At 36.4% G+C, this 23,956-nt stretch carries 21 protein-coding genes and 1 pseudogene; 20 read left to right on the top strand and 2 right to left on the bottom strand.

The window, feature by feature from the left end; genetic code table 11:
• Nucleotides 1–348: 348 nt before the first annotated feature.
• Nucleotides 349–1,602 (top strand): IS110 family transposase, encoded by a 1,254-nt coding sequence (locus LB888_RS04105; protein WP_318752279.1) that lies wholly within the window; start codon nt 349–351, stop codon nt 1,600–1,602.
• Between the two features lie 378 nt (nt 1,603–1,980).
• On the opposite strand, the gene LB888_RS04100 is transcribed toward LB888_RS04105, so the two are convergent.
• Nucleotides 1,981–3,081 (bottom strand): Xaa-Pro peptidase family protein, encoded by a 1,101-nt coding sequence (locus LB888_RS04100; protein ID WP_318753721.1) that lies wholly within the window; start codon nt 3,079–3,081, stop codon nt 1,981–1,983.
• 225 nt (nt 3,082–3,306) lie between these two features.
• On the opposite strand from LB888_RS04100, the gene LB888_RS04095 reads away from it, so the two are divergent.
• From LB888_RS04095 to lepB, 7 genes are all read left to right on the top strand, one after another.
• Complete coding sequence (locus LB888_RS04095) at nt 3,307–3,858, top strand: TVP38/TMEM64 family protein (RefSeq protein WP_318753720.1); 552 nt, start codon at nt 3,307–3,309, stop codon at nt 3,856–3,858.
• Between the two features lie 13 nt (nt 3,859–3,871).
• Nucleotides 3,872–4,120: a membrane protein insertion efficiency factor YidD gene (gene yidD / locus LB888_RS04090; RefSeq protein ID WP_276647389.1), complete on the top strand. Its 249-nt coding sequence runs from the start codon at nt 3,872–3,874 to the stop codon at nt 4,118–4,120.
• A 286-nt stretch (nt 4,121–4,406) separates the two neighbouring features.
• Entirely contained in the window at nt 4,407–5,258 is an 852-nt protein-coding gene (cdaA, locus tag LB888_RS04085) for a diadenylate cyclase CdaA (RefSeq protein WP_276647391.1), read from the top strand.
• Nucleotides 5,258–6,361 (top strand): YbbR-like domain-containing protein, encoded by a 1,104-nt coding sequence (locus tag LB888_RS04080; protein ID WP_318753719.1) that lies wholly within the window; start codon nt 5,258–5,260, stop codon nt 6,359–6,361. The genes cdaA and LB888_RS04080 overlap by 1 nt, the downstream gene beginning before the upstream one ends.
• Nucleotides 6,362–6,393: 32 nt before the next feature.
• Nucleotides 6,394–7,752 (top strand): phosphoglucosamine mutase, encoded by a 1,359-nt coding sequence (glmM, locus tag LB888_RS04075; RefSeq protein ID WP_276647395.1) that lies wholly within the window; start codon nt 6,394–6,396, stop codon nt 7,750–7,752.
• 72 nt (nt 7,753–7,824) lie between these two features.
• Nucleotides 7,825–8,709: a methyltransferase domain-containing protein gene (locus LB888_RS04070; RefSeq protein WP_318753718.1), complete on the top strand. Its 885-nt coding sequence runs from the start codon at nt 7,825–7,827 to the stop codon at nt 8,707–8,709.
• Nucleotides 8,710–8,768: 59 nt separating this feature from the next.
• Nucleotides 8,769–9,359, top strand: a complete 591-nt coding sequence (gene lepB / locus LB888_RS04065) for a signal peptidase I (RefSeq protein WP_078755499.1) — start codon at nt 8,769–8,771, stop codon at nt 9,357–9,359.
• A gap of 293 nt (nt 9,360–9,652) precedes the next feature.
• Here the strand turns inward: lepB and LB888_RS04060 are convergent, their stop codons facing one another.
• Complete coding sequence (locus tag LB888_RS04060; RefSeq protein WP_318753717.1) at nt 9,653–10,009, bottom strand: DUF6749 domain-containing protein; 357 nt, start codon at nt 10,007–10,009, stop codon at nt 9,653–9,655.
• A 309-nt stretch (nt 10,010–10,318) separates the two neighbouring features.
• Between LB888_RS04060 and proS the strand changes: the two are divergent.
• From proS to LB888_RS04000, 12 genes and pseudogenes are all read left to right on the top strand, one after another.
• Nucleotides 10,319–11,756: pseudogene (gene proS, locus LB888_RS04055) on the top strand (proline--tRNA ligase).
• A 261-nt stretch (nt 11,757–12,017) separates the two neighbouring features.
• Nucleotides 12,018–13,412, top strand: coding sequence for a hemolysin family protein (locus LB888_RS04050; protein WP_276646073.1), 1,395 nt, complete (start codon nt 12,018–12,020; stop codon nt 13,410–13,412).
• Between the two features lie 167 nt (nt 13,413–13,579).
• Nucleotides 13,580–14,974 (top strand): sugar transferase, encoded by a 1,395-nt coding sequence (locus LB888_RS04045; RefSeq protein WP_318753716.1) that lies wholly within the window; start codon nt 13,580–13,582, stop codon nt 14,972–14,974.
• Between the two features lie 148 nt (nt 14,975–15,122).
• Entirely contained in the window at nt 15,123–16,256 is a 1,134-nt protein-coding gene (locus tag LB888_RS04040) for a hypothetical protein (protein WP_318753715.1), read from the top strand.
• Nucleotides 16,257–16,645: 389 nt separating this feature from the next.
• Nucleotides 16,646–17,344, top strand: a complete 699-nt coding sequence (locus LB888_RS04035) for a metal ABC transporter ATP-binding protein (RefSeq protein ID WP_066123438.1) — start codon at nt 16,646–16,648, stop codon at nt 17,342–17,344.
• Nucleotides 17,302–18,126 carry a metal ABC transporter permease gene (locus tag LB888_RS04030; RefSeq protein WP_311920951.1) on the top strand — a complete coding sequence of 275 codons (825 nt, stop codon included), beginning with the start codon at nt 17,302–17,304 and terminating at the stop codon, nt 18,124–18,126. Before LB888_RS04035 ends, LB888_RS04030 begins: the two co-directional genes overlap by 43 nt.
• A gap of 164 nt (nt 18,127–18,290) precedes the next feature.
• A complete protein-coding gene (locus LB888_RS04025) occupies nt 18,291–19,124 on the top strand; it encodes a hypothetical protein (protein WP_318753714.1) in 834 nt (277 codons plus the stop codon).
• Between the two features lie 16 nt (nt 19,125–19,140).
• A complete protein-coding gene (locus tag LB888_RS04020) occupies nt 19,141–20,397 on the top strand; it encodes a UDP-N-acetylglucosamine 1-carboxyvinyltransferase (protein WP_318753713.1) in 1,257 nt (418 codons plus the stop codon).
• A gap of 46 nt (nt 20,398–20,443) precedes the next feature.
• The gene (gene rho, locus LB888_RS04015) at nt 20,444–21,712 is read left to right on the top strand and encodes a transcription termination factor Rho (protein WP_376713559.1); all 1,269 of its coding nucleotides are present in this window, start codon (nt 20,444–20,446) and stop codon (nt 21,710–21,712) included.
• Nucleotides 21,713–21,714: 2 nt separating this feature from the next.
• Nucleotides 21,715–22,173 carry an aminoacyl-tRNA deacylase gene (locus LB888_RS04010; protein ID WP_318753712.1) on the top strand — a complete coding sequence of 153 codons (459 nt, stop codon included), beginning with the start codon at nt 21,715–21,717 and terminating at the stop codon, nt 22,171–22,173.
• A 237-nt stretch (nt 22,174–22,410) separates the two neighbouring features.
• A complete protein-coding gene (locus LB888_RS04005; RefSeq protein ID WP_318753711.1) occupies nt 22,411–23,085 on the top strand; it encodes an O-methyltransferase in 675 nt (224 codons plus the stop codon).
• Nucleotides 23,085–23,906 carry a Cof-type HAD-IIB family hydrolase gene (locus tag LB888_RS04000; protein ID WP_318753710.1) on the top strand — a complete coding sequence of 274 codons (822 nt, stop codon included), beginning with the start codon at nt 23,085–23,087 and terminating at the stop codon, nt 23,904–23,906. The genes LB888_RS04005 and LB888_RS04000 overlap by 1 nt, the downstream gene beginning before the upstream one ends.
• Nucleotides 23,907–23,956: the final 50 nt, after the last annotated feature.

The following is a 23,956-nucleotide window of genomic DNA, read 5'->3' as shown; positions in this document are numbered from 1 at the left end:
CGCGCTAGCTCAGCCTCATTTCAATTCATAAAATGTTCAATTGTCCCTTTATATTGCTTGGTTACTGTGAGATATTGTAGGATAATAAGTCTTGGAAAGGGACTTACGGGAATATGCTGTTCACTCCTGTGGCTTTGTCTACTTCTTAAGTCTGTAACCCAGACCATTGATGTCACAACCAACACACTAGCTGTTTCCACCCTGGTTCACACCCGCTAGTAGGCGAGTGGCAGCTTGAATCAGCGTGATAAGTATTCTATTAAGCGAGGCTGTTATAGGCAATGGTATCCTGGGATATCCCACAGTAACCAAGCAATTTCCAAATATTATCGAAAGGAGGTCCCTCACATGAACTTATATGTCGGTTTAGATGTTAGTCTAGCTAAGCTAGATGTCTGTTGTTTAACGGATGATGAACAATTTTCTGTTTTGTTAGAACGTTCTTTTAAAAATGATCACGACGGTGCCACTGAACTGAAAGAATGGATTCTTCAAGCTTATCAGGACTATCACTTTGATCGAATCGTCATCGGCATGGAATCCACATCAGCTTATAGCTTTCATCCCGGTTACTTCTTCAAAGAAGACCCGGAGCTGAGTGAGCTGAATGTGGTAGTCACAATTGAAGAACCAAGCAAAATCAAGAAATATCGTGAAGTTTTCTCCGAAAATAAAAACGATGCTTTAGATGCGTTCTATATTGCTGATTACTTGCGAATCCAAAGGTTTAATCTCTCTTTCTTAAAGGAAGACCAATACATCGCCTTACAGCACCTTACACGGTCTCGCTATCAATTAATCAAGCAACTCACCACAGTCAAGCAACACTTCCTAGAAAATCTTTACTATAAATGTAATACGCTTTCGATGAATCTTAAGGAAGATGGGCATTCCACGACTGCCCTCAGTGCTACCGTCATCTCACTCATGACCGAAGACTATTCACTGGATGACCTGGCTAATATGCCTTTAGAAGAACTTGGGCAATTAATTCAAAAACTAGGACGGGGACGCTTCAAAGCACCCGAAGACTTAGCTAAAACAATCCAAAAAGCCATTCGTTCTAGTTATCGTCTCTCTAAGGTCCATGCCCAATCCATTGATATCGTGCTGGCTGTCTTAGTCCGTGAGATTCGATCACTTGAAAAAGCAATCAAAGAGCTCGACAAAGGGATTGAAGATATTGTTCAAACCCTACCAGAATATCAGTGCTTAACTTCTATTCCTGGTATTGGTCCGGTCTATGCTGCTGGAATCATCGCTGAAATCGGACAGATTGAACGCTTTGATTCTCAAGCAAAAATCGCCAAGTATGCCGGGTTATCCTGGAAGGAAAATCAGTCGGGAAAACGTTCGTCCCAAAACACACCGATGATTCATCGGGGCAATCGGTTCTTGCGTTATTACCTAGTTGAAGCTGCCAACTCTGTTAAACGTTATTTACCTGAATATGCCCAGTTCTATCATAAGAAATTCCAAGAAGTACCTAAACATCAGCACAAACGTGCCCTCGTCTTAACCGCAAGAAAATTAGTGCGTCTGGTGGATGTGCTACTACGCAATCACCAACTCTATACGCCACCGGAGGTGTTGCATAGATAAAAGACGAACAAAATAGAGCTAATTATTAATAAAGTTCGTGAAAAAAACGCGATTTCACGAGTGTTTATTTAGTGCGCCCTTAAACATCTAAATGATCAAAAGCCGAGTCTAAAATAATTTATTTTTCTCTTGACTTATTACCACTAGACTTTTTTATCTTAATAACGATAGAATAATCGAAAACATTTTTTGTGTCAACCCAATAAATATAACAGGTGACATAAAAACAATAAAAAAACACGCTTGGTCAGTAGGATTGAATCGATAGACAATAAAGCTTGTCATTGTTTAAATAGCGGTATCGATTAAATAATCCGTTATCAAGCGCATAAGATTTAAGTTTTCTTAAGTATTGAAGTGTAACTTTTTTATAAGAGATTAAGCGAGTGAAGGTTGACAGCTGATGAGGTCTTTAGTGACATTGTTTATTACACGGCAGCCCTCTTCAGTGACAATGACCAAGTCTTCTATCCTAACACCTAATTCACCGGGAAGATAGATACCAGGCTCGATTGAGAAAACATTGCCTACTTCAACGATATCTTGATTAAAAGTCCCCACATCACCCGGTTCGTGGACTTCGATTCCGATACTATGGCCAGTTCGATGGGTAAAGTATTGACCATAACCTGCCTCTTCAATGACTTTACGGGCCGCTTGGTCAATAGAGGCGAAAGTGACACCGGGTCTAACTTGGTTGATGGCCGCTAGGTTGGCTTTTTTAACTAGTTCATAAATTTCACGAGCCTTTTTACTTGGTTCGCCATAAAAAACAGTACGAGTCATATCACTAGCATAGCCTTGATAAAAGCTTCCAATATCAATCACGACACTATCGCCAATTTTAGGTTGGTCATTATTCGTGGTGTGATGAGGATCAGCGCCATTGGGACCATAGGCAATAATAGGTTCAAATGAAAAACCATCACAATTAAGTTCCTGGTATTTTTGTTTTAATAAAGCAACCATTTCAGTCTCGGGTAATCCTTTTGCCACCAATTGAATGAGATATTCCATTGCGTGATCGTTCAAACGAGAAGCTTCAGCCATCATTTCTTGCTCCTCATTCGATTTAATAGAACGTAGCCGATCACTTAATGGACTCCCATTCTTAAATTGAGCGTGAGGCATTTGTTCCATTAAGCTTAATAAGAAATGACTCGGCCAATCTTTATCGACACCAATTTTGCCATTGTTATTTAAATGTTTGACCATTTCTTCAAAAATGTTTTCGCCATCACGGTACCAAATGATATTACAATCGATAGCAAGAGAGGATGGCTCTGGAAATAGTCGGTTGAGGTAAAGGGTGATATGCCCTTTTTCATTGAGGTGTAGAATAAATAAACGCTCACCGGGATCATAGTTTTGATAGGTGGTTAAGTAGGCTATTGTCGTTGGATTGCTAATTATTAAATCAGTGTAATGATTTTCTTTTATCGCTTTATTCAAGCTCTCAATGCGTGTATAATGAAGCATAGGGGAAACCTCCTTTTTTATTATAGAGATTATTATAATACAAAAAAGGGGAACATTCATTGTTTTAACAGTCGAAGGGTCTTAAAACTAAAAGATTTGAGACTAGAGACGGATAACATCATCTCGTTTTTATTGATATACTTACGTTAACACTGAATATAAGGGGTACAGCATGTCATTAATTTCACTTAAAAAAAGCGCTCATTAATTCGATATACGACCATTATGGGCATTATTTTTACCGTTATCGCCTCCTTTTTTATTGCACAGTCTTCTTTTTTTAAACCAGGCGGCGGATTTAATGAATTATTAGAAAAGTTAGGGATTATTGGACCTATCGTGTTTATCTTCCTACAAATTACGCAAACCATTTATCCAATCATTCCGATGGGGTTAACGAATGTCATCGGGAACTTAGTTTTCGGAACCTGGTTAGGTTTTTTATGTAATGTTACCGGAATGTTGATAGGATCTAGCATCAATTTTTATCTAGGGAGACGTTTTGGTGAATCGGTAGTTAAAGCCTTTATTTCTGATGAACAATATGAAAAATATATCAGCAAAATAGGCGATAGCAAAGCTTTCGAGCGGTTGATAATTATTGGGTTTATTTTACCAGTTTTTCCTGATGATATATTCTGTATGATTTCAGGAATGTCGAAATTAACTTTTAAACGATTTTTCATACTGGTATTATTATGTCGACCTATTTCATTATTTGTATTTACTTATGCCTGGGCTGAGATTATTCGCTTTGCAAGCACATTATGGGGTTAGGAGTCGATTATCATTGAAACAAATCATTATTAAATTAGTACAATTCTATCAAACTTACCTTTCACCTATGAAGCCACCTTCTTGTCGGTATTATCCCACTTGTTCTAGTTATATGTTACAAGCGGTAGAAAAACATGGTGCTTTCAAAGGGCTTATGATGGGGATTGCTCGAATTTTAAGGTGCCATCCGTTTGTCAAAGGCGGTAGGGATGAAGTACCGGAGCATTTTTCTTTACGTCGCAATCCTTCGCATCATCATTAATCGGAAGGATTAAGTGAGAAATAAATAGGAGAGGATCGTCTCTGCGGCTGAAAATGGCAGGATGGTTGGCATGTCAACTAGTTTAAGAAATTGGCATTTCTATGTGTCATATGCTAATAATATAAGACGGGACAGAATGGAAGTGAATCTCCCAAAGTGTTTAGATGTTGGTCTAAACTTGGGAGGATGCTCAAAATAATACTGACCGGTCTTTTTTTACACAAATTTTCCACAAAGAAATGATTTGTGATATAATTAAACGAGAATTAAGGGGGCGGTGACGCGATTGGTAGATTGGATAGTACGTTATATGGGGAATCAAACATTGGCTAAGATTTTAGACATTGTCATTGTCTGGTTTCTAATATACCAAGTTCTCTTATGGGCGCGAGGAACTCGCATGATGAATTTATTAAAAGGAATAGCCATCGTTTTTATTGCGAAAGCATTCAGTTCATTGATGGGGTTGCAGACCATAGACTGGTTATTAAATCAAATAATTTCATGGGGAGTAGTAGCCTTGATTATTTTATTCCAACCTGAAATTAGAAAAGCGTTGGAAAGCTTAGGGAAAAACTTATTCCGTAATCGTAAAAGTATGCAAAATCCTAGTGATAAGTTAATCACAGATTTAGAAAAATCAGTGCAATATATGTCAAAACGTAAAATCGGGGCGTTAATATCGATTGAAGCAGAAGATAGTTTGGAAGAGTATATTAATACCGGAATTGAAATGGATTCCTATGTAAGTAATCAATTGCTGATTAATATTTTTATTCCAAATACCCCTTTACATGATGGGGCGGTAATCATATCTGATTATCGAGTGGCATCAGCTTCAAGTTATTTACCTCTCTCAGAGAGTACATTAATACCCAAAGAATTAGGGACGCGGCATCGTGCAGCGATAGGATTAGGGGAAGTGACCGATGCGTTGACTTTAATTGTATCAGAAGAAACAGGGTCTATTTCATTGGTCAAACGAGACCATCTCCATCGAGATGTGTCGAATGAGGAACTGCATCAATTATTAACCCAATATTTAACCGTTGATGACGAAGATGATGAAGAAAAATCTCTACCTATGCTAATCAAAGAGTTCTTTCTGAATGGTTTTTCTCAAAGAGGTGATCAATAATGAAAAATAGTTTATTTGATAATAATTGGATGGTAGGCTTAATTTCATTATTCTTTGCCTTAGTATTATTTGTATCGGTAGCGAACGAAAATAACTCACTATCCTCTCTGGCATTGAATAATAATTCAGCGAGTATCGATTCAATAGTAACCATCTCGAACGTACCGGTGCATTTAGGTGAACATGATGAAGGGACTTTTGTTAGTGGGATGCCTGAAACCGTATCTGTGCGATTAAGTGGTCCTAAAAACATCATTAATCAAATTTCTGAAGAAGATATAACCGTTCAAACAGAATCTTTAGTTGGCAAAAAAGCAGGAGTCTCATCAATTCGTTTTGAAGTAATTGGTTTACCCGATTCAATTGTTTATAAAGTGACACCCGATTTATTTTATGGCACGATTTCTACGAAAGAGACTTTAACGCAACCAGTTGAGTATGAAATTGCTGATGGGACTTTGGCAGCAGGTTTTGAAATAGATAGCGTTGAATTAAATGTTAATGAAGTAACCTTGTCGGGTTCAGCCGATGAAATCAATAAGGTAGCACGCGTTTTAATTCAAATTTTTGCGGATAAACCACAAAGTACCTCCTTTACAAAAAATTATCGGGTTCAAATTTTAGATAAGGATGGTAATCCATTGGATGTTAATCCATCAGAAACGGAAATTACAGCAACGGTCAATTTAAGAGAAAAGACCAAAACGGTAGGTTTAAACATTGTACCGGTTGGTGAAAATGAAAGCTTTCAATATCACTATACACTATCGAATATCCAGACAGTATCGATTAGCGGGGATAATATAGCGAATATTGACAGTTTGAATGTGATTGTAGATGTTTCAGACTTAGTAACGAGTGGTAATGTGTTAGGTGTCATTGAGCTAATAGATGGCATTAGTGTTTCACCCGAGACGGTCGATGTAACCGTCACAGTCAATAATCTGCAGACGGAGACCGATGTAGAGTCTAATGAAACAACTGTTTCACAACCATCTTCAGTGGAAGAAACAACAGCACCCGTTGAAACATCACCAACGAATGAACAAACGACAGTAATAGAAGAAGAAACAACGCAAAGTAATCGTACAAATAATGAATAAAATAGAATAATAGCGATAAAAGGAGCAATATAATGGGAAAATATTTTGGAACTGATGGGGTACGCGGTGTCGCAAATGAGGAATTAACACCGGAATTAGCATTTAAATTAGGACGTTTTGGTGGATATGTATTACGTCAACACGCAGATAATATTGAGCATCCACGTGTATTAGTAGCGCGCGATACAAGAATTTCAGGACAATTACTAGAAAATGCTTTAATTGCAGGATTATTATCAATTGGAATTGAGGTAATGCAATTAGGAGTCGTACCAACGCCAGCGGTTGCATACTTAACTCGCACACAAGGTGCGGTGGCAGGTGTTATGATTAGTGCTTCTCATAACCCCGCACAAGATAATGGCATTAAATTCTTTGGTGCGGATGGTTTTAAATTATCAGATGATCAAGAGTTAGAAATTGAAGCCTTATTAGATGCGGATGAAGATACCTTGCCACGTCCAAGTCGCGATGGCTTAGGAACTTTAGAAGAATTTAATGAAGCATCAAGCAAATATATTCAATTTTTACAAACAACAATTCCTAATGACTTATCGGGGATTACAGTATGTATTGATGCTGCTCATGGTGCGACTTCACCATTAATCAGTCAATTATTTGCTGATTTAGAAACAGAATTTTATACCATGGGTGATCGTCCAAATGGTGTTAACATTAATGATGGTGTAGGATCGACACATCCAGAAGCTTTACAAAACTTTGTTAAAGAGAAAAAAGCGATGGTTGGTTTAGCATTTGATGGCGACGGTGACCGTTTAATTGCTGTTGATGAAAATGGTGAGATTGTGGATGGCGATAAAATTATGTACATCTGTGGTAAACACTTAAAAGCTAAAGGACGTTTAGCTCATGATACCATTGTTTCAACTGTTATGAGTAATATTGGGTTCCATAAAGCAGTTGAAGAAGCCGGCATGGTTGCTTTAAAAACAGCTGTGGGTGACCGTTATGTAGTGGAAGAAATGCGTAATGGTGGCTATACATTAGGTGGGGAACAATCTGGACATATTGTCTTTTTAGATTTAAATACTACTGGTGATGGTTTACTTTCTGCCATTCAATTACTATATGTAATGAAAGAAACAGGTAAATCATTATCTGAACTGGCTGCTGAAGTAACGATTTTTCCTCAATTATTAGTGAATGTTCGTGTGCGTGACAAGCATACCGTAATGGATGAACCAGCTGTCAAAGCGGTGATTGATGAAGTGGAAGCGGAAATGAACGGTGATGGTCGTATTTTAGTTCGTCCTAGTGGAACAGAACCATTGTTACGGGTAATGGCAGAAGCTTCTACCGATGAAAAATGTGCTAATTATGTTCATCGTATTGCGGATGTTATTCGTGAAGTTCGTGGTTTAGAAGACTAAATTAGATAGTTGAAAAAACGGCTAGGACTGGGAGTCCCGGCCCTTTTTCATACATAAAGATAGGAAAAACAAATGAAATTATCAAAAAAACAATTAACAACACAATGGTTACACAGTTGGCCAATTGAAGATTGGGGTGCTTGCATTCACTGCGGTTTACCTCTTCATCAAGAGGATAGTAGTTTTGTTTGCCCTCATCACCATCGCTTTGACGGCGCTAAGCAAGGTTATTATTACTTATCAAAAACGAAATTATCACCAACAAAGTATGATAAGGAATTATTTAACGCTAGAAGACACATCATTCAAAATACTGCCTTATATGATGCGCTGCATCGTCAATTTGACACGATTATTTCAACTCAATTGACTAAAGCACCAACATTAGTAATAGATGCTGGAAGTGGTGAAGGGAGTCATTTGATGCGTATGCGACAATATCTACCTAAGAGTACCGCATTCATCGGGGTAGATTTAGCAAAAGATGGTATTCAATTGGCAACAGAGTATAATGGAGCGATTTTTTCAATAATTGCTGATTTAGCTAATTTACCGATTCAAGATGAAACAGCAGAGATTATTTTTTCAATACTTTCGCCAGCTAATTATCAAGAATTCAAACGAATTTTGAAGCCACATGGCCTAGTTATTAAAGTCATTCCCAATGCGAATTATTTAGTGGAAGTGCGCGAAGCACTAGCACAATATCATTTAGTAGAGCCAACGGTTTATGATAATTCCAAAGTCTTAGAAGTATTTACACACCATTTTCCTGATTGTCACCGCTATCTCATTCATGATAAAGTTCATCTTTCTTATCAAGGTAAGCAAGCTTTATTAAAAATGACACCATTAGCGTGGCAACTGAGTGAAGAACAAAAGGAACAGCTTGTGCAATCGTTGTCTAATCAAATAACGCTCGATTGTACAGTATTAGTCGGTCATAAGTTGGATTGATTTTAACTCATAATCAAGTTAAAATAATATAGAAACTAATTTAGATTTGAGGAATTAAGATGGATATAAAAGTAATCTTACGTGAAATTGTGAGTACCTTATTTACCTTTGCCATTGTTTTTGCGATTGTATGGGGAGTCCAACAAGTGGCTTTACAACCGTTCATGGTCGATGGACATTCGATGGATTATACTTTAGCTGATAGAGAACGATTATTTATGTGGAAGTTAGGAGAAGTTGATCGCTTTGATGTGGTCATAATCAACGCACCGAACAATCCAGAAAAAATGTATGTTAAGCGTGTTATCGGCTTGCCAGGTGATACTGTCGAAGTGAATAATGATCAATTGATTCTTAATGGGAAAGCTTTAGATGAACCTTATTTAAAGGCGAAACAAGATGAATTTAACGGCAACTTTACCAGTGATTTTACTTTAGAACAAATCACTGGTTCAACAACAGTACCAGAAGGAAAAATATTTGTAATGGGAGACAATCGTCAAAATTCACTAGACGGACGTGATTTTGGTTTTGTCGACATTGAGAGTGTTGTTGGTGAAGCCAATATTATTTATTGGCCACTAAATAAAATGGGCTTACTGGATACCTATAAACTTAACGATACTGGCGATGCGATTATCAATCGTTAGTGAACGCAATGAGTTCGAAAGAATACATCAAATAAAAGCGAGTAAACAATAAAAGTTGTTTTTAAAAAGCGGCATCAGCACGCATTACTCGAATTGTTTAGGAGACTGGGAAAACTATAATAATTTTGTTTCAATCAAACTCTTTTATTTATAGCGCAGTGGTTGAGTGGCCTCAACCTGCGTCTTAACGAGGTTAAAGATAAATTTGGTAAACTCAATTAAGTTATTGTTATTAAATTAAAAGCGCAGTGGTTGAGTGGCCTCAACCTGCGTCTTAACGACTTGTTTGAGGCCTACTCAACTGTGCGGGGGTAGGCCGACGAAGCGAAAATCATTCGATTTTCTACTTCTGGTCTACTCCCAACTGTGCGGGGGTGAACAGACGAAGCGAAAATCATTCGATTTTCTACTTCTGGTCTACTCCCAACTGTGCGGGGGTGAACAGACGAAGCGAAAATCATTCGATTTTCTACTTCTGGTCTACTCCCAACTGTGCGGGGGTGAACAGACGAAGCGAAAATCATTCGATTTTCTACTTCTGATCTACTCCCAACTGTGCGAGGGTGGATAGACGAAGCGAAAATCATTCGATTTTCTACTTCTGGTCTACTCCCAACTGTGCGAGGGTGGATAGACGAAGCGAAAATCAATTGCTTTTCTACTGCCGGTCCACTTCCTTCTGCTCGAAGTAATATTATGTTCTTGTTTTTTAATAAGTTTGTCGCTATAATAAAGGTGATATAGACTAGTATTTTAGTTCCGGCATTTTAAGAGAGGTTGTCCCGGCTGCAAGCAACTAATGTCCCCTAAAAGAACCTACTATAATGTGTCTTTGGGTCGCCCCCTTATCGGCAAAGAGTTGGCTTTATAGCAAATAAGGTGGTACCGCGGAGTAGCTGTTCTTCGTCCTTAACACAGGATGAAACAGCTATTTTTATATTTTAAAAAGGAGTAAAAAAATGGTAACGCGTAAAGAAGATTTTTCAAAATGGTATTTACAAACAATTCAACAAGCAGATTTAATGGATTATTCACCGGTTAGAGGATGTATGATTTTTAAACCAGATGGTTTTGAAATTTGGGAACATATTCAAGCCGCTTTTAATGCTCGCTTTAAAGAAGAGGGCGTTCGCAATGCTTATTTCCCAATGCTAATTCCTGAAACTTTCTTTAGTAAGGAAAAAGATCATATTGAAGGATTTAGTCCGGAATTACCTTGGGTAACGGAAGCTGCAGGGGAACCTTTAGAAGAACGTTTAGCTTTAAGACCAACATCCGAAACGATTATTGGTGATGCCTATAGTAATTGGATTCAATCTTATCGTGATTTGCCAATGCAAATTAACCAATGGGCCAATGTGTTTCGTTGGGAAAAGAAAACCTTACCGTTTTTACGTACGTCTGAGTTTTTATGGCAAGAAGGACATACCGCACATGCGACAGCTGAAGAAGCGAAAGAACGTACGATGAGAATGTTAACGATTTATCGTGAAGTTGTCGAAGGGCTATTAGCGGTTCCAGTAGTGGCAGGTGAAAAGACACCTTCAGAACGTTTTGCCGGTGCTGAAAATACTTATTCAATCGAAGCAATGATGCAAGATGGAAAAGCTGTTCAAGCAGGTACCTCTCATTATATGGGAACAAAATTCGCCGAAGCGTTTGATATTCGTTATTTAAATACCGATAATGAACATGTTTATGCTTATACCACTTCTTGGGGTGTTTCAACCCGTTTAATTGGTGCTATGATTATGACGCATAGTGATGATCAAGGATTAGTGTTACCACCAAAAGTGGCGCCAATTCAAGTTGTATTAGTACCAGTTGGACCATGGCAAAAAATCCCGCAATTTTAGAAAAAATTGAGGAATTGAATACTCAGTTAAAAGCTAAAGGGATTCGTACAAAAATAGACGATACTGATAATTCACCAGGTTATAAATTTAATGAATGGGAATTAAGAGGAGTGCCTTTACGTATTGAGTGTGGGCCAAGAGATTTACAAAATGAGCAAGTAATAATTAAATTACGTGATGAGAGTGAGAAAAAGCTGTCCCATTCGCTGACTTTGTTGAGACGATTGAAGGTGAATTAACAACCATGCAAACACGTTTATTAACAACAGCGCGGGCGATGAATCAAGCTAATTATCATACAAATATTAATACGCTTGATGAATTAGTCGAACATATTGAAACAAAACGTGCAGCTGGAGAATTGCCAGGCTGGGTATTAGCTGGCTGGGATGGTACTGAAGAAAGTGAAGCTAAAATTAAAGAGTTAACCGGATTTACCACCCGTAATATTCCATTTGCAGGTCAAGTTGAGGAAAAAACGACCTGTATCGTAACAGGCCAACCTGCAAAACATACGGTATGGTTAGCAAGAGCATATTAAAATTAAAAGAATTGTGTTTAGAAACTGACTCATTATCTGCCAACAAAAATATGATATCCAGGTAATGGCAGAATCGGATTAATAGCATCTTTTAAAGACAAATTTGGTATCTATCAAACACTGTTAGAGTGGGTAATTGAAACGAATATCATAACATTTTATTTTTATTATCCGCTTTCTTTAAAAAATTTGATTTTTCAATAAAAAAAGATTATTATTGTTTTATATTATATATTTTAATACACAAAGGAGAGAACAAATATGGACCCCTCGGGGAATTCATTATTTAGTCAGATATTAACTATTCTGATACTGACTGCAATAAACGCATTTTTTGCCGCTAGTGAAATGGCTTTTGTTTCATTGAATCGTAAAAAAATCGATACTTTAGTTGAAGAAGGTAACAAACGTGCAGTTAAAGTGCAAGCATTATTAGATAAATCAGAAGATTTTTTAGCGACGATACAAGTAGCAATTACCTTAGCAGGATTCTTATCATCTGCTTCGGCTGCGACAAGTTTTGCTAAATATATTGCTCAGTGGATACCGCAATTTCCGGGTGTTAATACACTGGCAATTGTTTTAGTGACGATACTTTTATCTTATATTACATTAGTCTTTGGAGAACTATTTCCAAAACAAGTGGCGCTGCAAATGCCCGAGAAAATTGCGATGTGGACCGCAGGGACCATTCAATTCGTTCAAACAGTATTTAAACCATTTGTACGATTATTATCTGCTTCAACAGGATTACTTAGAAGCGTGACACCGATTGATTTTTCAAAAGAAGAAGAAAAATATACGCGAGATGAGATGCGAGCAATCTTGGCTGAAAGCCGTTTAGAAGGAACGATTGACGCTACTGAATTGACGATGTTAGAAGGTGTCTTATCTTTAGATAGTAAGTTAGCCCGTGAAGTAATGGTGCCTAGAACCGATACACAAATGGTAGATATTGAAGATTCCAAAGAAGATATCTTAAATACTTTATTATCTAGTCCATTCTCCCGTATTCCATTATACGAAACTGAAAAGGATAATGTTATCGGGGTTATTCATATGAAAAATGTGATGAAGGCAGCCCGTGAAGTCGGTTTTGATAATATTGAATTTAGAGAGATTGCCAGCGAACCACTATTCGTTCCGTCAACGATTTATATTGATGATTTACTCGTTGAATTTAAACGTGAACAAACCCATATGGCTATTTTACGAGACGAATATGGGGGAGTCGAAGGAATTGTGACCTTAGAGGATTTACTAGAAGAAATCGTTGGAGAAATTGAAGACGAGACTGATATGGGGAATGCTGGAGATATCCGCAAAATAGATGATCAAAATTATTATATTAATGGTGGCTTATCGATTGATAAATTTAATAATTACTTTAATCAAAGTTTAAGTGATGAAGAAGTGGACACAATTGCCGGTTCGATTATTTATGAAATTGGTTATGTGCCAGAAGATGATGAAAAAGTTTCAGTACGTGCTAATGAGTACGTATTAACGACAAGTCATGTTGAAAATGGTCGTATTCGTGGTGTACTAGTGCAATTGGATCCAGATTTTACCGTAGAAACGCTTTATAATTTATATGATGAAGAAACGGAAGCGTATGTTCCAATGAAAGAGGTATTAGAAGAGTTGACGGATTAATCACTTGTATAGTTGAGTTATTCTAAAAACTTTCATTATTTGTCTAGATGAATGATGGAAGATATAGCAATAACTCAGCTTTTTTTGATTAAAATAACAACTACTAGATAATTTTATCTAATATCGTTATAATAAGACAGATAGAAATAGAAAGAAAGGATGATTTTATGAAAAGCCGCTATGAATGGAATACGCTAATCAAATTTGGTGCGGTAACGGTGGGTTCTTTAGTAAGCCTAATCGCTATCTACATTTCCTTTTATATTAAATTCATGGGGAAAATTCCTGCGCGTAACTTTTTAGCATTTGAAAGCAGTTATCCTTGGATTGTTATCGGTTTTATCATCATTAATATATTATTTGGTACCTATATATTTTATAATAAATCCAAAATTGACATATTATTTTTTACAATTTTAAGTCAAATTATGTTAACCGTTTATTTAATGGCCTTGACTTATGCAGGAAGCTGGTTAACTTTTCCTCGTTCCGTTGTTTTATGGAACTTATTAATCGGTTCGATTGTGATGTTTCTTTATAACTATAGTGTTTATTTGTTATATCATAAGTTAAGAGGACAAAAAAGAATTCTAATAGTAGGGAAGAATGAACGGGTTTTAGAAGCGGTTCATAATTTTGATTTAATGGATAGTCCTCGTCATAAAGTAACCCATGTAGCTTTATCTAATTATTATCAAAATGTAAAAAGATTAGCTGATGAAGTCGATATTGTTTATGTAACTGGACATATTGATGAAAAAGAACGCTTAAAAATTTTTGAGTACTTAATGAAAGAAAATAAACAATTATTTATTAGTACTGAATTTGAGAACTTAATGATGGTTAATCCTAATATTATGAATTTTGAAGATGAAAGTATCATCGAAGTTTCACCGTTTACCATACCGGCTGAAGAAGCATTTGTAAAGCGGATGATTGATATTGCTGTTTCCTTAGTGTTAATTGCTGTGACAGCGCCGATTATGTTGATTACGATGATTGCAATCAAACTAGATTCACCGGGACCAATATTTTACAAGCAAGAACGTATCACAATGGATCACCGAACGTTTAATATTTTAAAATTCCGTTCGATGAATGCAGCGGCTGAAAAAGATTCAGGCCCTGTTTTAGCAACATCGAATGATAGTCGTGTGACAAAAGTGGGACAATTTATTCGCAGTACGCGAATTGATGAATTACCACAATTATTAAATGTTTTAAAAGGCGATATGTCTTTAGTTGGCCCTCGTCCTGAACGACCATTCTTTGTAGACCAATTTAAAGAGGCTAACCCTTACTATGCTCTACGTCATCATGTACGAGCAGGAATTACAGGGTATGCACAAGTCTACGGTAAGTACAGTACAGACTTCAATAATAAACTGAACTTTGATTTACTTTATATCAAAAATTATTCATTAGCATTCGATTTTAAATTGTTATTTCAAACAATCAAAATTTTATTTGATAAAGTAAGTGCAAAAGGTGTTGATGAAGAAGAAGCGATGATACCACCAAGTTGGCAAAATTACCAGGAAAAAATCCAAATTATTGAATAAAGATTTAAGAAATAGCGCTGATACCTTGATATATCAGCGCTTTTTTGCTGTTTTTAGTGAATAATCATAGTATCTCAAGTGTTATTAGTAGAAGATAGCAAAAAACTTATGCTATACTTAGGTTAGAATTTCTAAGGAGGAATTTAAGATGAAGAAAACAATGAAGAAATTTTTTGCATTAGCCGCTTCGACGTTATTATTCACTGGGCCAGTTGCTACAACAACTATGGCGCAAACAACAATTGATGAAAATGTTTTAACTGAAATTCAAGAAGCTAATAAACACTTTGAATCTGTAAAATGGGATGGCTTTATTAAAGTATCGGCAGTTTCTGATAATCAAACAGCTGATATGGGGCAATTAAATTTTAACGGTACCTTTAATGGTATTCCTTTACAAGGTAGTTTTGAAGGAAATGTTTCAAGCCTGTTTTTAGGTGGACAAGAAATTGGTCTAAAAGCATTTTATCAAAATAGTACTGCTTATATCGGAACAATGGAAGGTGAAGCAGGATCTGGAATTAATTGGACTGCTTATGATTTCACAACATTAGAAGCCGATATGATTAAGAGTTTCCAAGATGCTTATAGCCAATCAAGTAATGTAGACCCACAAAAAACAACAGAGTTTACTAGCAAATATATGGACGTAACCGAAACAGACACCGATTATGTTTATACATTAAAACAAGACATTAATGCAGAAGAAATGTGGAACGATATGGATGCATTAGTTGACTTAGAGAAAGTTAAAGAAGATATGATTGCTAATATGGAGGAACAATCTGGTGAAGCACTTGACGAAGAATCACGTGCTCAATTAGATAAATCGTTCAATAGTGAATCATTAGCAAAATTCTTACAAATGAAACCTGTTATTGAAGTTTCATACAATAAAGAAACGAAATTCATTTCAAAACTTCTAATGGATTTAACAGTTAATATGCAAGACTTCATGGGCGAAGAAGAGCTTGCTGAAAATGCAGAAAGTGGTATGCCACAAAGCTTCTCAGTTCATGTAGAGATGAACTTTAGTGAGCATAATGTTCCACAAGAAGTAACAGTACCAGAGGAAGCATTAGCAGTAGAAGTACAACAACCTTCTTCACCAGAAGAAGCTGCCGATGAATTAGAAGATTTAGGCGAAGATTTAGAATCAGTGGAAGAATCAGCAATGGATGAAAATGCTGAATCAGGCACTGAAGAATCTGCAGCAGACGAAACTGCAGCAGACGAAACTACAGCAGACGAAACTGTAGAAGAAACGACTGCAGCAGAATAATCATTATATAGTTATTATGATGTTTGCAAAATAGAATCAGGCAGCAACTTAATCTGAATTGTGATTATTAGTAGCTTACCAAATAACAAGATTGGACCATGTGTAATTTCGGTTACGCATGGTTTTATTTTCTATTTCTTGCCCACTCCTGGAGTGATATTGTAATACGTATTTAAAACTAATGAATGTAAGAGGCTTCACTGTCTAAGGTGGTAAAAGCTTGGTTATTATTTTTGCATCATTGATGGATCGACACTACTACTAGATGGTGAAATAAATTCAAAGATTATTCTTGACATTCATAAAAAGAACTCTTATCATATACCTGTTAAAAGTAATAGTTACAGATTTTCAAAAATATATCAAAGATTTTAAGATAGGAGCAAACAATGAGACTATTAACGGTAAAAGAATTATCTTTTTACTATGATCAAGAAAAAGTCCTCCATAATGTGAATTTTCATGTTGATGCTGGAGAATTCGTCATACTAACCGGTGAAAATGGGGCAGCCAAATCCACCTTAATTAAAAATATTTTAGGTTTATTGAAACCCGCCACTGGAACCATTGAGTTGTCTGATGTCAATGCCGAAGGTGAAAAATTATCGATTGGCTATGTTCCACAAAATGTGGCCGCTTTTAATGCTGGTTTTCCTTCGACCGTTCAAAAGTTAGTTGAATCAGGACGTTATAGTAAAAATCGCTGGTTTAAAAAATTAGATGCCAATGATTTAGAGCATGTAGAAAAAGCTTTGAATGCAGTTGGGATGGCTCATTTAGCTAATAAAAAAGTTGGCGAATTATCAGGAGGGCAAAAACAAAGAATTAATTTGGCTCGAGTTTTTGCCACAGACCCTGATTTTTTTGTATTAGATGAACCGACGACCGGAATGGATGTCGAATCAAGACGCTCTTTTTATCAATTATTACAACATAGTTGTAAAGCGCATGGCAAAGCGATATTGATGGTGACACATGCTGATAAAGAAATTGAAGGTTATTTTGATCGCGAAATACGATTAATTAGAGGGGAGGGGACGTCACCATGGAGATGTTTCAGTATGACTTCATCCAAAGAGCATTTCTAGCAGGTGCTGCTATTTCATTGATTACGCCCATATTAGGATTATTATTAATTCTACGGCGTCAATCTTTATTAGCTGATACCTTGGCTCATATCTCTTTAGCAGGAGTAGCCTTAGGTCTATTGCTTAAAGTAGCACCGACTTATACTACTTTAATTGTGGTGGTGATAGCATCCGTTCTGATTGAATATTTAAGAATGGCGTATCGTGATTTTTCAGAAGTATCGGTGGCATTAATGACAGCGACTGGTATGGCAGTAGCCTTAGTACTAGTTAATTTAAATCCTGATGCCGCTTCTTTTAGTATTGAGCAGTACTTATTTGGATCCATTATTTTAATTACCGACCAAGAAGTAAAATTATTAATAGGTTTAGCCATTGGGTTAGTGGTATTATATACCATTTTTAGACGCCCACTCTATGCTTTAACATTTGATGAAGCGACTGCACAAATATCCGGTTTGCCTGTTAAATTAATTTCAATTCTATTTTCTGTGATTACAGGGGTAGCAATTAGTATCATGATGCCGATTGTAGGTAGTTTGTTAGTATCTGCTTTAATTGTGATTCCATCTGCGACAGCGATTAAAGTATCCAATTCATTTTTAAAAACGATTATCATTGCGATTGTTATCAATGTTATCGGTGTTTTCTCTGGTATTACCTTATCTTATCAGTGGGATACACCTCCGGGTGCCTCGATTACCTTGATGTTTGTAGCAGCATTTGTCATTGTGTCGTTATTTAATCGTATTTGGATTTATTTTAAAAAAGGGCGTTCTTAAATGATTAATGTGTAAATGATTAAAAAGGGGTTAGACTTTTTCGCTAACCCCTTTTTGCCTGTCTTTAGCCTATACAAGCAAGATTGTTTTTGATAAAATCAAAAAGTATGAATGTTTTTAGACTTATGATAAACTAAAATAAATACGAATTAGGAGGCATCCAAATGGATGAAATAACACAAACACAAAGACATCATCACGATGTATTGTTGGTCCTCTTAAATTATGATCATTTTCAAGCGTTAGAACTTGAATTAAAGCGTTTGGCTTTTGATGGTAAAGACGAGATTTTATTATTAGTCCAATTAGCCAATGCTATTTTACAAGTAGACAATGAAAATGTAAAAAAACTTGCACAAAACACTCCGTTTCAAAGTGTTTTAGATGCATCCCAATTAGAACGTAAAGCCTATTATTACTTACAAACACTGACTTTGCAATTGAACCGACAAGAGTATGGTGATTACTTAAGAGGACTGACTCCTTTATTGGTCGATGTTTTTCGTATTGCAATTGAACGTGATTTTTTACCAAATCTTGCGGAATATATTCAACCAATAAAAAAAGAGACGACTAATGGTGCCCATCTGTATCGAGGGCTTCAATGGTCACAAAATAAAATTGAAAGTCATTCCAATATTATTGCTGATACTTGGAAAAAGTATTACGGAAACTATTTCAATTATGACCACTATGTTAGTTCTAGTCATTTAATGAAATTAATCGAGGCTAATTCATCAAATGACCAATTAATTGAATTGACCTCCACGATGCGTAAAATTGAAAAATATTTAAGAAATCTAGTTGCCCATGAAGTATTAACCGTTAATCAACAATTCTTTGTGGATCGTATACAAAGAACACCACTGCAAGTTCATCAAGTGTTATTAGATTTATATGATGAAGTAGGATTAACTCATCCGTTACAAAGAACTATTATTGAACAAATAAAACAAAAAATTACTTTACTGTTACAACAAACGAAGGAAAAGAACTAAAAGAGGAGCACAATCAATGAAAAAGCTAGTCATTCATGGAGGAAAACCTTTAAAAGGTGAAATTACAATCAATGGAGCAAAAAATAGTGTAGTAGCTTTAATTCCGGCTGCAATTATGGCCAATTCTGAAGTGACATTAGAAGGCGTTCCAGATATCCAAGATGTACACTCATTAATTGAAATTTTAAATGATTTTAACGTTAAAACTCATTTTGAAAATAATGTTTTAAAAATAGACCCGACTGATATTATTTCAATTCCAATGCCTACTGGAAAAATTCAAAGTTTACGTGCATCCTACTATTTTATGGGTGCTACTTTATCGCGTTTCGGTGAAGGCGTCATCGGATTACCAGGAGGATGTTTTTTAGGGCCACGTCCGATTGATCAACATATTAAAGCATTTCGTTCTTTAGGAGCAAATGTTAAGGATGAATATGGTGTCGTAACCTTATCGACACCAGAGGGCTTAAACGGCGCTCGGATTTATATGGATGTTGTATCAGTGGGCGCGACTATCAATGCTATTTTGGCTTCGGTTAGAGCACAAGGACGTACCATTATTGAAAATGCAGCCAGAGAACCAGAAATTATTGATGTGGTTACTTTATTAAATAAAATGGGTGCTAAAATTCGTGGAGCAGGTACGAGTGAAATCCGAATTGATGGCGTAGAAGAGTTAAATGGTGTGACTCACACCATCATTCCTGACCGAATTGAAGCAGGCACCTATATGGCGGCGGCCGTCGCAATGGGCGAAGGAATTAAAATAAACAATGTTATTTATGAACATTTAGAAAGTTTTATTGCTAAGTTAATTGAGATGGGCGTAAAATTAGATATTTTTGAAGATAGCATTTACGTTCATCCTTCAAAAGATTTAAAAATGGTGAGTTTAAAGACATTACCTTATCCCGGCTTTGCTACGGACTTACAGCAACCAATTACGCCGTTAATGGCGATTACCAATGGTCATGGTACGATTATGGATACTATTTATCCAGCGCGAGTAAAACATATTCCTGAATTAAACCGTATGGGAGCAAATATTCGTGTTGATGGGGATATGATTCGCCTTGAAGGACCAAGTAAATTAACTGGCGCTCAAGTGAAAGCCAGTGACTTAAGAGCGGGAGCAAGTTTAGTCATTGCGGGCTTAATAGCAGAAGGTGAAACTATTATCACAGGAGTGGATAATATCTTAAGAGGTTATACGAACATTGTTGGTAAGCTACAAGCATTAGGCGCAGATATTCAAATGATTGAAGATTAAGAAAGTAGGAAAAATAGTGTCAGATGCATTTTCACTAAAAACATTAATGGCTGCGGAAGTAAAGCAGTTATATGTTTATGCGAAAGAATTAGAGATTCCCAACTACAGTCAACTAAGTAAGAAAGAACTTGCACTCGCTGTCATGCGTACACAAGAAGAAAAACAAGGTTTTTATCAAGTTGAAGGTGTCTTGGATATTGTAGGCGGCGATGGGTTTGGCTTTATTAGACCTATCAATTTTTCTCCAAGTCAAGAAGATATTTATATCTCTAGTTCTCAAATTAGACGTTTTGATTTAAGAAATGGAGATAAAGTAGCAGGACCAGCACGGCCACCAAAATCTAATGAACGTTATCCCGGCTTAATGCAAGTAAGTTCAGTGAATGGTAAAAATCCTGAAGAGGCTAAAAATCGCGATCATTTCCCAAGTTTAACGGCTATCTACCCGGATCAACAAATAAAATTAGAGAGTGGTTCTAAACGGATTGCTAATCGAATGATTGATATTTTAGCGCCTATTGGTTTTGGGCAACGTGGTATTATTGTTTCGCCACCAAAAGCGGGTAAAACAACTGTTTTGAAGGAAATTGCTAATGGGATTACAAGCAATTATCCAGATACAGAATTAATTGTTCTTTTAATTGATGAACGACCTGAAGAAGTAACGGATATTGAACGTAGTGTTGAAGGAGAGGTAGTATCTTCAACCTTTGATCAATTACCAGAAAATCATGTTCGGATTAGTGAACTCGTGTTGGAAAGAGCTATGCGTTTAGTCGAAGATGGACGTGACGTCGTGATTCTGATGGATAGTATTACTCGCTTGGCACGAGCCTATAATTTAGTAGTCAAACCAAGTGGTCGTACTTTGAGTGGAGGGGTGGATCCTGCGGCATTTTATCTACCTAAACGCTTCTTTGGTGCTGCGCGTAATGTTGAAAATGGTGGCTCGTTAACGATTTTAGCAACCGCATTAGTTGACACTGGTAGCCGAATGGACGATGTTATTTATGAAGAGTTTAAAGGGACCGGTAATATGGAATTACATCTATCGCGTCAATGGGCAGAAAGAAGAATTTTTCCTGCGGTGGATATATTACGTTCTGGTACACGTAAAGAAGAACTCTTAATGTCTGAAGAAAAATTACAACATATTTGGAAATTACGTAATTTAATGGGTGAAGATGTTTTACAATATACACAACAAGTAATTGAATTGCTTGAAAGAACAGATAATAATGAAGTAGCCTTTCAACAATTGACGGCTTTTTTAAACGCGATGTCGCCCAATAAGAAAAGTAGTAAGAAGGGTTAAAATTGTCAAAACAACATAAAACCAATGTGATGAGATTGTTAGAGCAACATCAAATAGCTTATCAACCTCATGAATTTACTAATAAAAAAGCAGCCAGTGAATTACCAATTTATAAAACACTGGTGACGGTTGCGAAATCAAAAGAACATTATGTGTTTGTCTTACCCGTAACGCATGAACTAGATTTAAAAAAAGCAGCTAAAGCAGTCAATGAGAAATCAATCGAAATGATTAAAGAAAAAGAACTCTTACCTTTAACGGGATATGTTCATGGCGGCTGTTCACCGATTGGGATGAAGAGGTCTTTTTATACGACTTTTGACCAATCGATAGATAATCATACGTCGATTTTATTTAGTGCAGGTAAAGTAGGGTTTTCCGTTGAAATTGCAGTGTCAGATTTAGAACAATTAAATCAAATGATTGACATGCAAAAGGCTGAAGTAGCCAAAGAAAAGTGATGAGATAGTAACTGGCAGTATGGGAACATTAGATCCTAACACAGTAGCATCAATCATCTATCCTTTATTAATAGTAAATGAAACCCATTATGGGGGTGGTTACCTGAAGGCAGAATTCAACGATGTTCTACTTCTAATCCACTCCCAATTTCTTTTGTCTTGAAAACGGAACCTTATTTTACATCTTATTCTAGGGAGTGTACAATATAGATGAATAAATAAAGAAAGAGGCAACGAATGTTAAACGAAATGATGCATCGACCAGTAGTCATGAAAGAACTGGTTGATTATATGCGAAGTGCTCAATTACCATTTGAAGGTAAGTTAGGTGAAATTGAAAAATATGCAAACGAAAGAGGAATCCCAGTGATTCCTCATGAAACAGCGAAATTTATCGACTTTTTTTGTGCAACCATTCAACCAAAAGATATTTTAGAAATCGGAACAGCGATTGGTTTTTCAGCCAGTCTAATGGCTAGACACTTACAAGCAGATGGGCACTTAACAACCATCGATCGCTATGAATTAATGTATGAAAGAGCCAAGGAAAATTTCAAAAAAATTGGATTGAGTGACCGCATTACTTTAATCGAAGGTGATGCGAATGATGTGTTACCAACTTTAGAAGGTTCTTATGATTTAATTTTTATGGACAGTGCTAAAGCGAAATATATTGAATTTTATCCTGAATGCATGCGCTTATTAAAAATGGGCGGCGTATTAATTATCGATGATGTCTTCCAAGGTGGCACTATTTTAGATGACGAAGCTGACATACCAAAACGTGTTCGTAAAATTCATCGTAAATTAAATGAATTACTGGATACCGTTTTATCCGATCAAACACATCGTTCATGTTTAGTTCCTTTAGGTGATGGCTTATTGATGGTCAGAAAGGAAGCGGAAGTATAATGGATAATATTAAGTTAGTGGCAATTGATTTAGATGGCACTTTTTTAACAGATACTAAAGAAATTCCTAAGGCTAATATCGAAGCGGTTCATCGCATTATGGATAAGGGGATTAAAGTGGTCATTTGTACTGGACGCACGTTACCAGGAACCCGACGCTTTATCGATCAAATTGATTTTGGACATGAGAATGAGTATGCAATCATTCAAAATGGTGCGGCGACACATCGTTTACCAGAATACGATGTCGTGGCTGCTACTTATCAACCGTTAGAGAATCGCAAAAAATTAGTGCGATTTTTCTTTGAAAGTCGTATCGATACATTGCAATTAGTAGCATTTGATCAAGAGAATCTTTTTCTAATTGATGACCAAAATCCAAGTGAGTTTGTGCAAAAAGATGCTGAAACATTGGCAACGCCTATTACATTTATTTCTCAAGCGGATTTTGATCAAGTTGAAGGCATTTTTAAAATGATGGTCTTAGGACCGAAAGCCGATCTTGATGCATGGAATGAGTTAATTACCCAAGAAATAAAGGAAGCTTTCGATGTGGTTCGTAGTCAACCCATCATTATTGAATTTTTATCGAATGATACGAATAAAGCGACAGCGTTAAAAGCATTGAGTGAAGACCTTGGTATTGCTCGAACTGAAATAATGGCCATAGGCGATGAACAAAACGATGTTGAAATGTTAAAATGGGTTAAACATTCGGTTGCGATGGGCAATGCTTCGCCAGCGATAAAAGAACTTTGTTTATATGAAACCGTGAGTAATAATGAGGGTGGAGTAGCAGCTGCTCTTCGTAAGTTATTCTAATATATATTTGAATACTTACGATAAAATTCAAAATATTTTCACATTTCTAT

Source organism: Globicatella sp. PHS-GS-PNBC-21-1553 (genome assembly GCF_033564055.1).
Taxonomy (GTDB): domain Bacteria; phylum Bacillota; class Bacilli; order Lactobacillales; family Aerococcaceae; genus Globicatella; species Globicatella sulfidifaciens.
This window is presented reverse-complemented; position numbering and strand designations above follow the sequence as displayed.

What these genes read in the sequence shown, in the direction of transcription:
- LB888_RS04030 (WP_311920951.1), top strand. Translation starts at nt 17,302, where the DNA reads ATGGAGATGTTTCAGTATGACTTCATCCAAAGAGCATTTCTAGCAGGT.
- LB888_RS04095 (WP_318753720.1), top strand. Translation starts at nt 3,307, where the DNA reads ATGGGCATTATTTTTACCGTTATCGCCTCCTTTTTTATTGCACAGTCT.
- LB888_RS04050 (WP_276646073.1), top strand. Translation starts at nt 12,018, where the DNA reads ATGGACCCCTCGGGGAATTCATTATTTAGTCAGATATTAACTATTCTG.
- LB888_RS04020 (WP_318753713.1), top strand. Translation starts at nt 19,141, where the DNA reads ATGAAAAAGCTAGTCATTCATGGAGGAAAACCTTTAAAAGGTGAAATT.
- LB888_RS04045 (WP_318753716.1), top strand. Translation starts at nt 13,580, where the DNA reads ATGAAAAGCCGCTATGAATGGAATACGCTAATCAAATTTGGTGCGGTA.
- LB888_RS04035 (WP_066123438.1), top strand. Translation starts at nt 16,646, where the DNA reads ATGAGACTATTAACGGTAAAAGAATTATCTTTTTACTATGATCAAGAA.
- LB888_RS04025 (WP_318753714.1), top strand. Translation starts at nt 18,291, where the DNA reads ATGGATGAAATAACACAAACACAAAGACATCATCACGATGTATTGTTG.
- LB888_RS04070 (WP_318753718.1), top strand. Translation starts at nt 7,825, where the DNA reads ATGAAATTATCAAAAAAACAATTAACAACACAATGGTTACACAGTTGG.
- LB888_RS04105 (WP_318752279.1), top strand. Translation starts at nt 349, where the DNA reads ATGAACTTATATGTCGGTTTAGATGTTAGTCTAGCTAAGCTAGATGTC.
- LB888_RS04080 (WP_318753719.1), top strand. Translation starts at nt 5,258, where the DNA reads ATGAAAAATAGTTTATTTGATAATAATTGGATGGTAGGCTTAATTTCA.
- LB888_RS04005 (WP_318753711.1), top strand. Translation starts at nt 22,411, where the DNA reads ATGTTAAACGAAATGATGCATCGACCAGTAGTCATGAAAGAACTGGTT.
- LB888_RS04100 (WP_318753721.1), bottom strand. Translation starts at nt 3,081, where the DNA reads ATGCTTCATTATACACGCATTGAGAGCTTGAATAAAGCGATAAAAGAA.
- lepB (WP_078755499.1), top strand. Translation starts at nt 8,769, where the DNA reads ATGGATATAAAAGTAATCTTACGTGAAATTGTGAGTACCTTATTTACC.
- LB888_RS04040 (WP_318753715.1), top strand. Translation starts at nt 15,123, where the DNA reads ATGAAGAAAACAATGAAGAAATTTTTTGCATTAGCCGCTTCGACGTTA.
- LB888_RS04000 (WP_318753710.1), top strand. Translation starts at nt 23,085, where the DNA reads ATGGATAATATTAAGTTAGTGGCAATTGATTTAGATGGCACTTTTTTA.
- rho (WP_376713559.1), top strand. Translation starts at nt 20,444, where the DNA reads ATGGCTGCGGAAGTAAAGCAGTTATATGTTTATGCGAAAGAATTAGAG.
- glmM (WP_276647395.1), top strand. Translation starts at nt 6,394, where the DNA reads ATGGGAAAATATTTTGGAACTGATGGGGTACGCGGTGTCGCAAATGAG.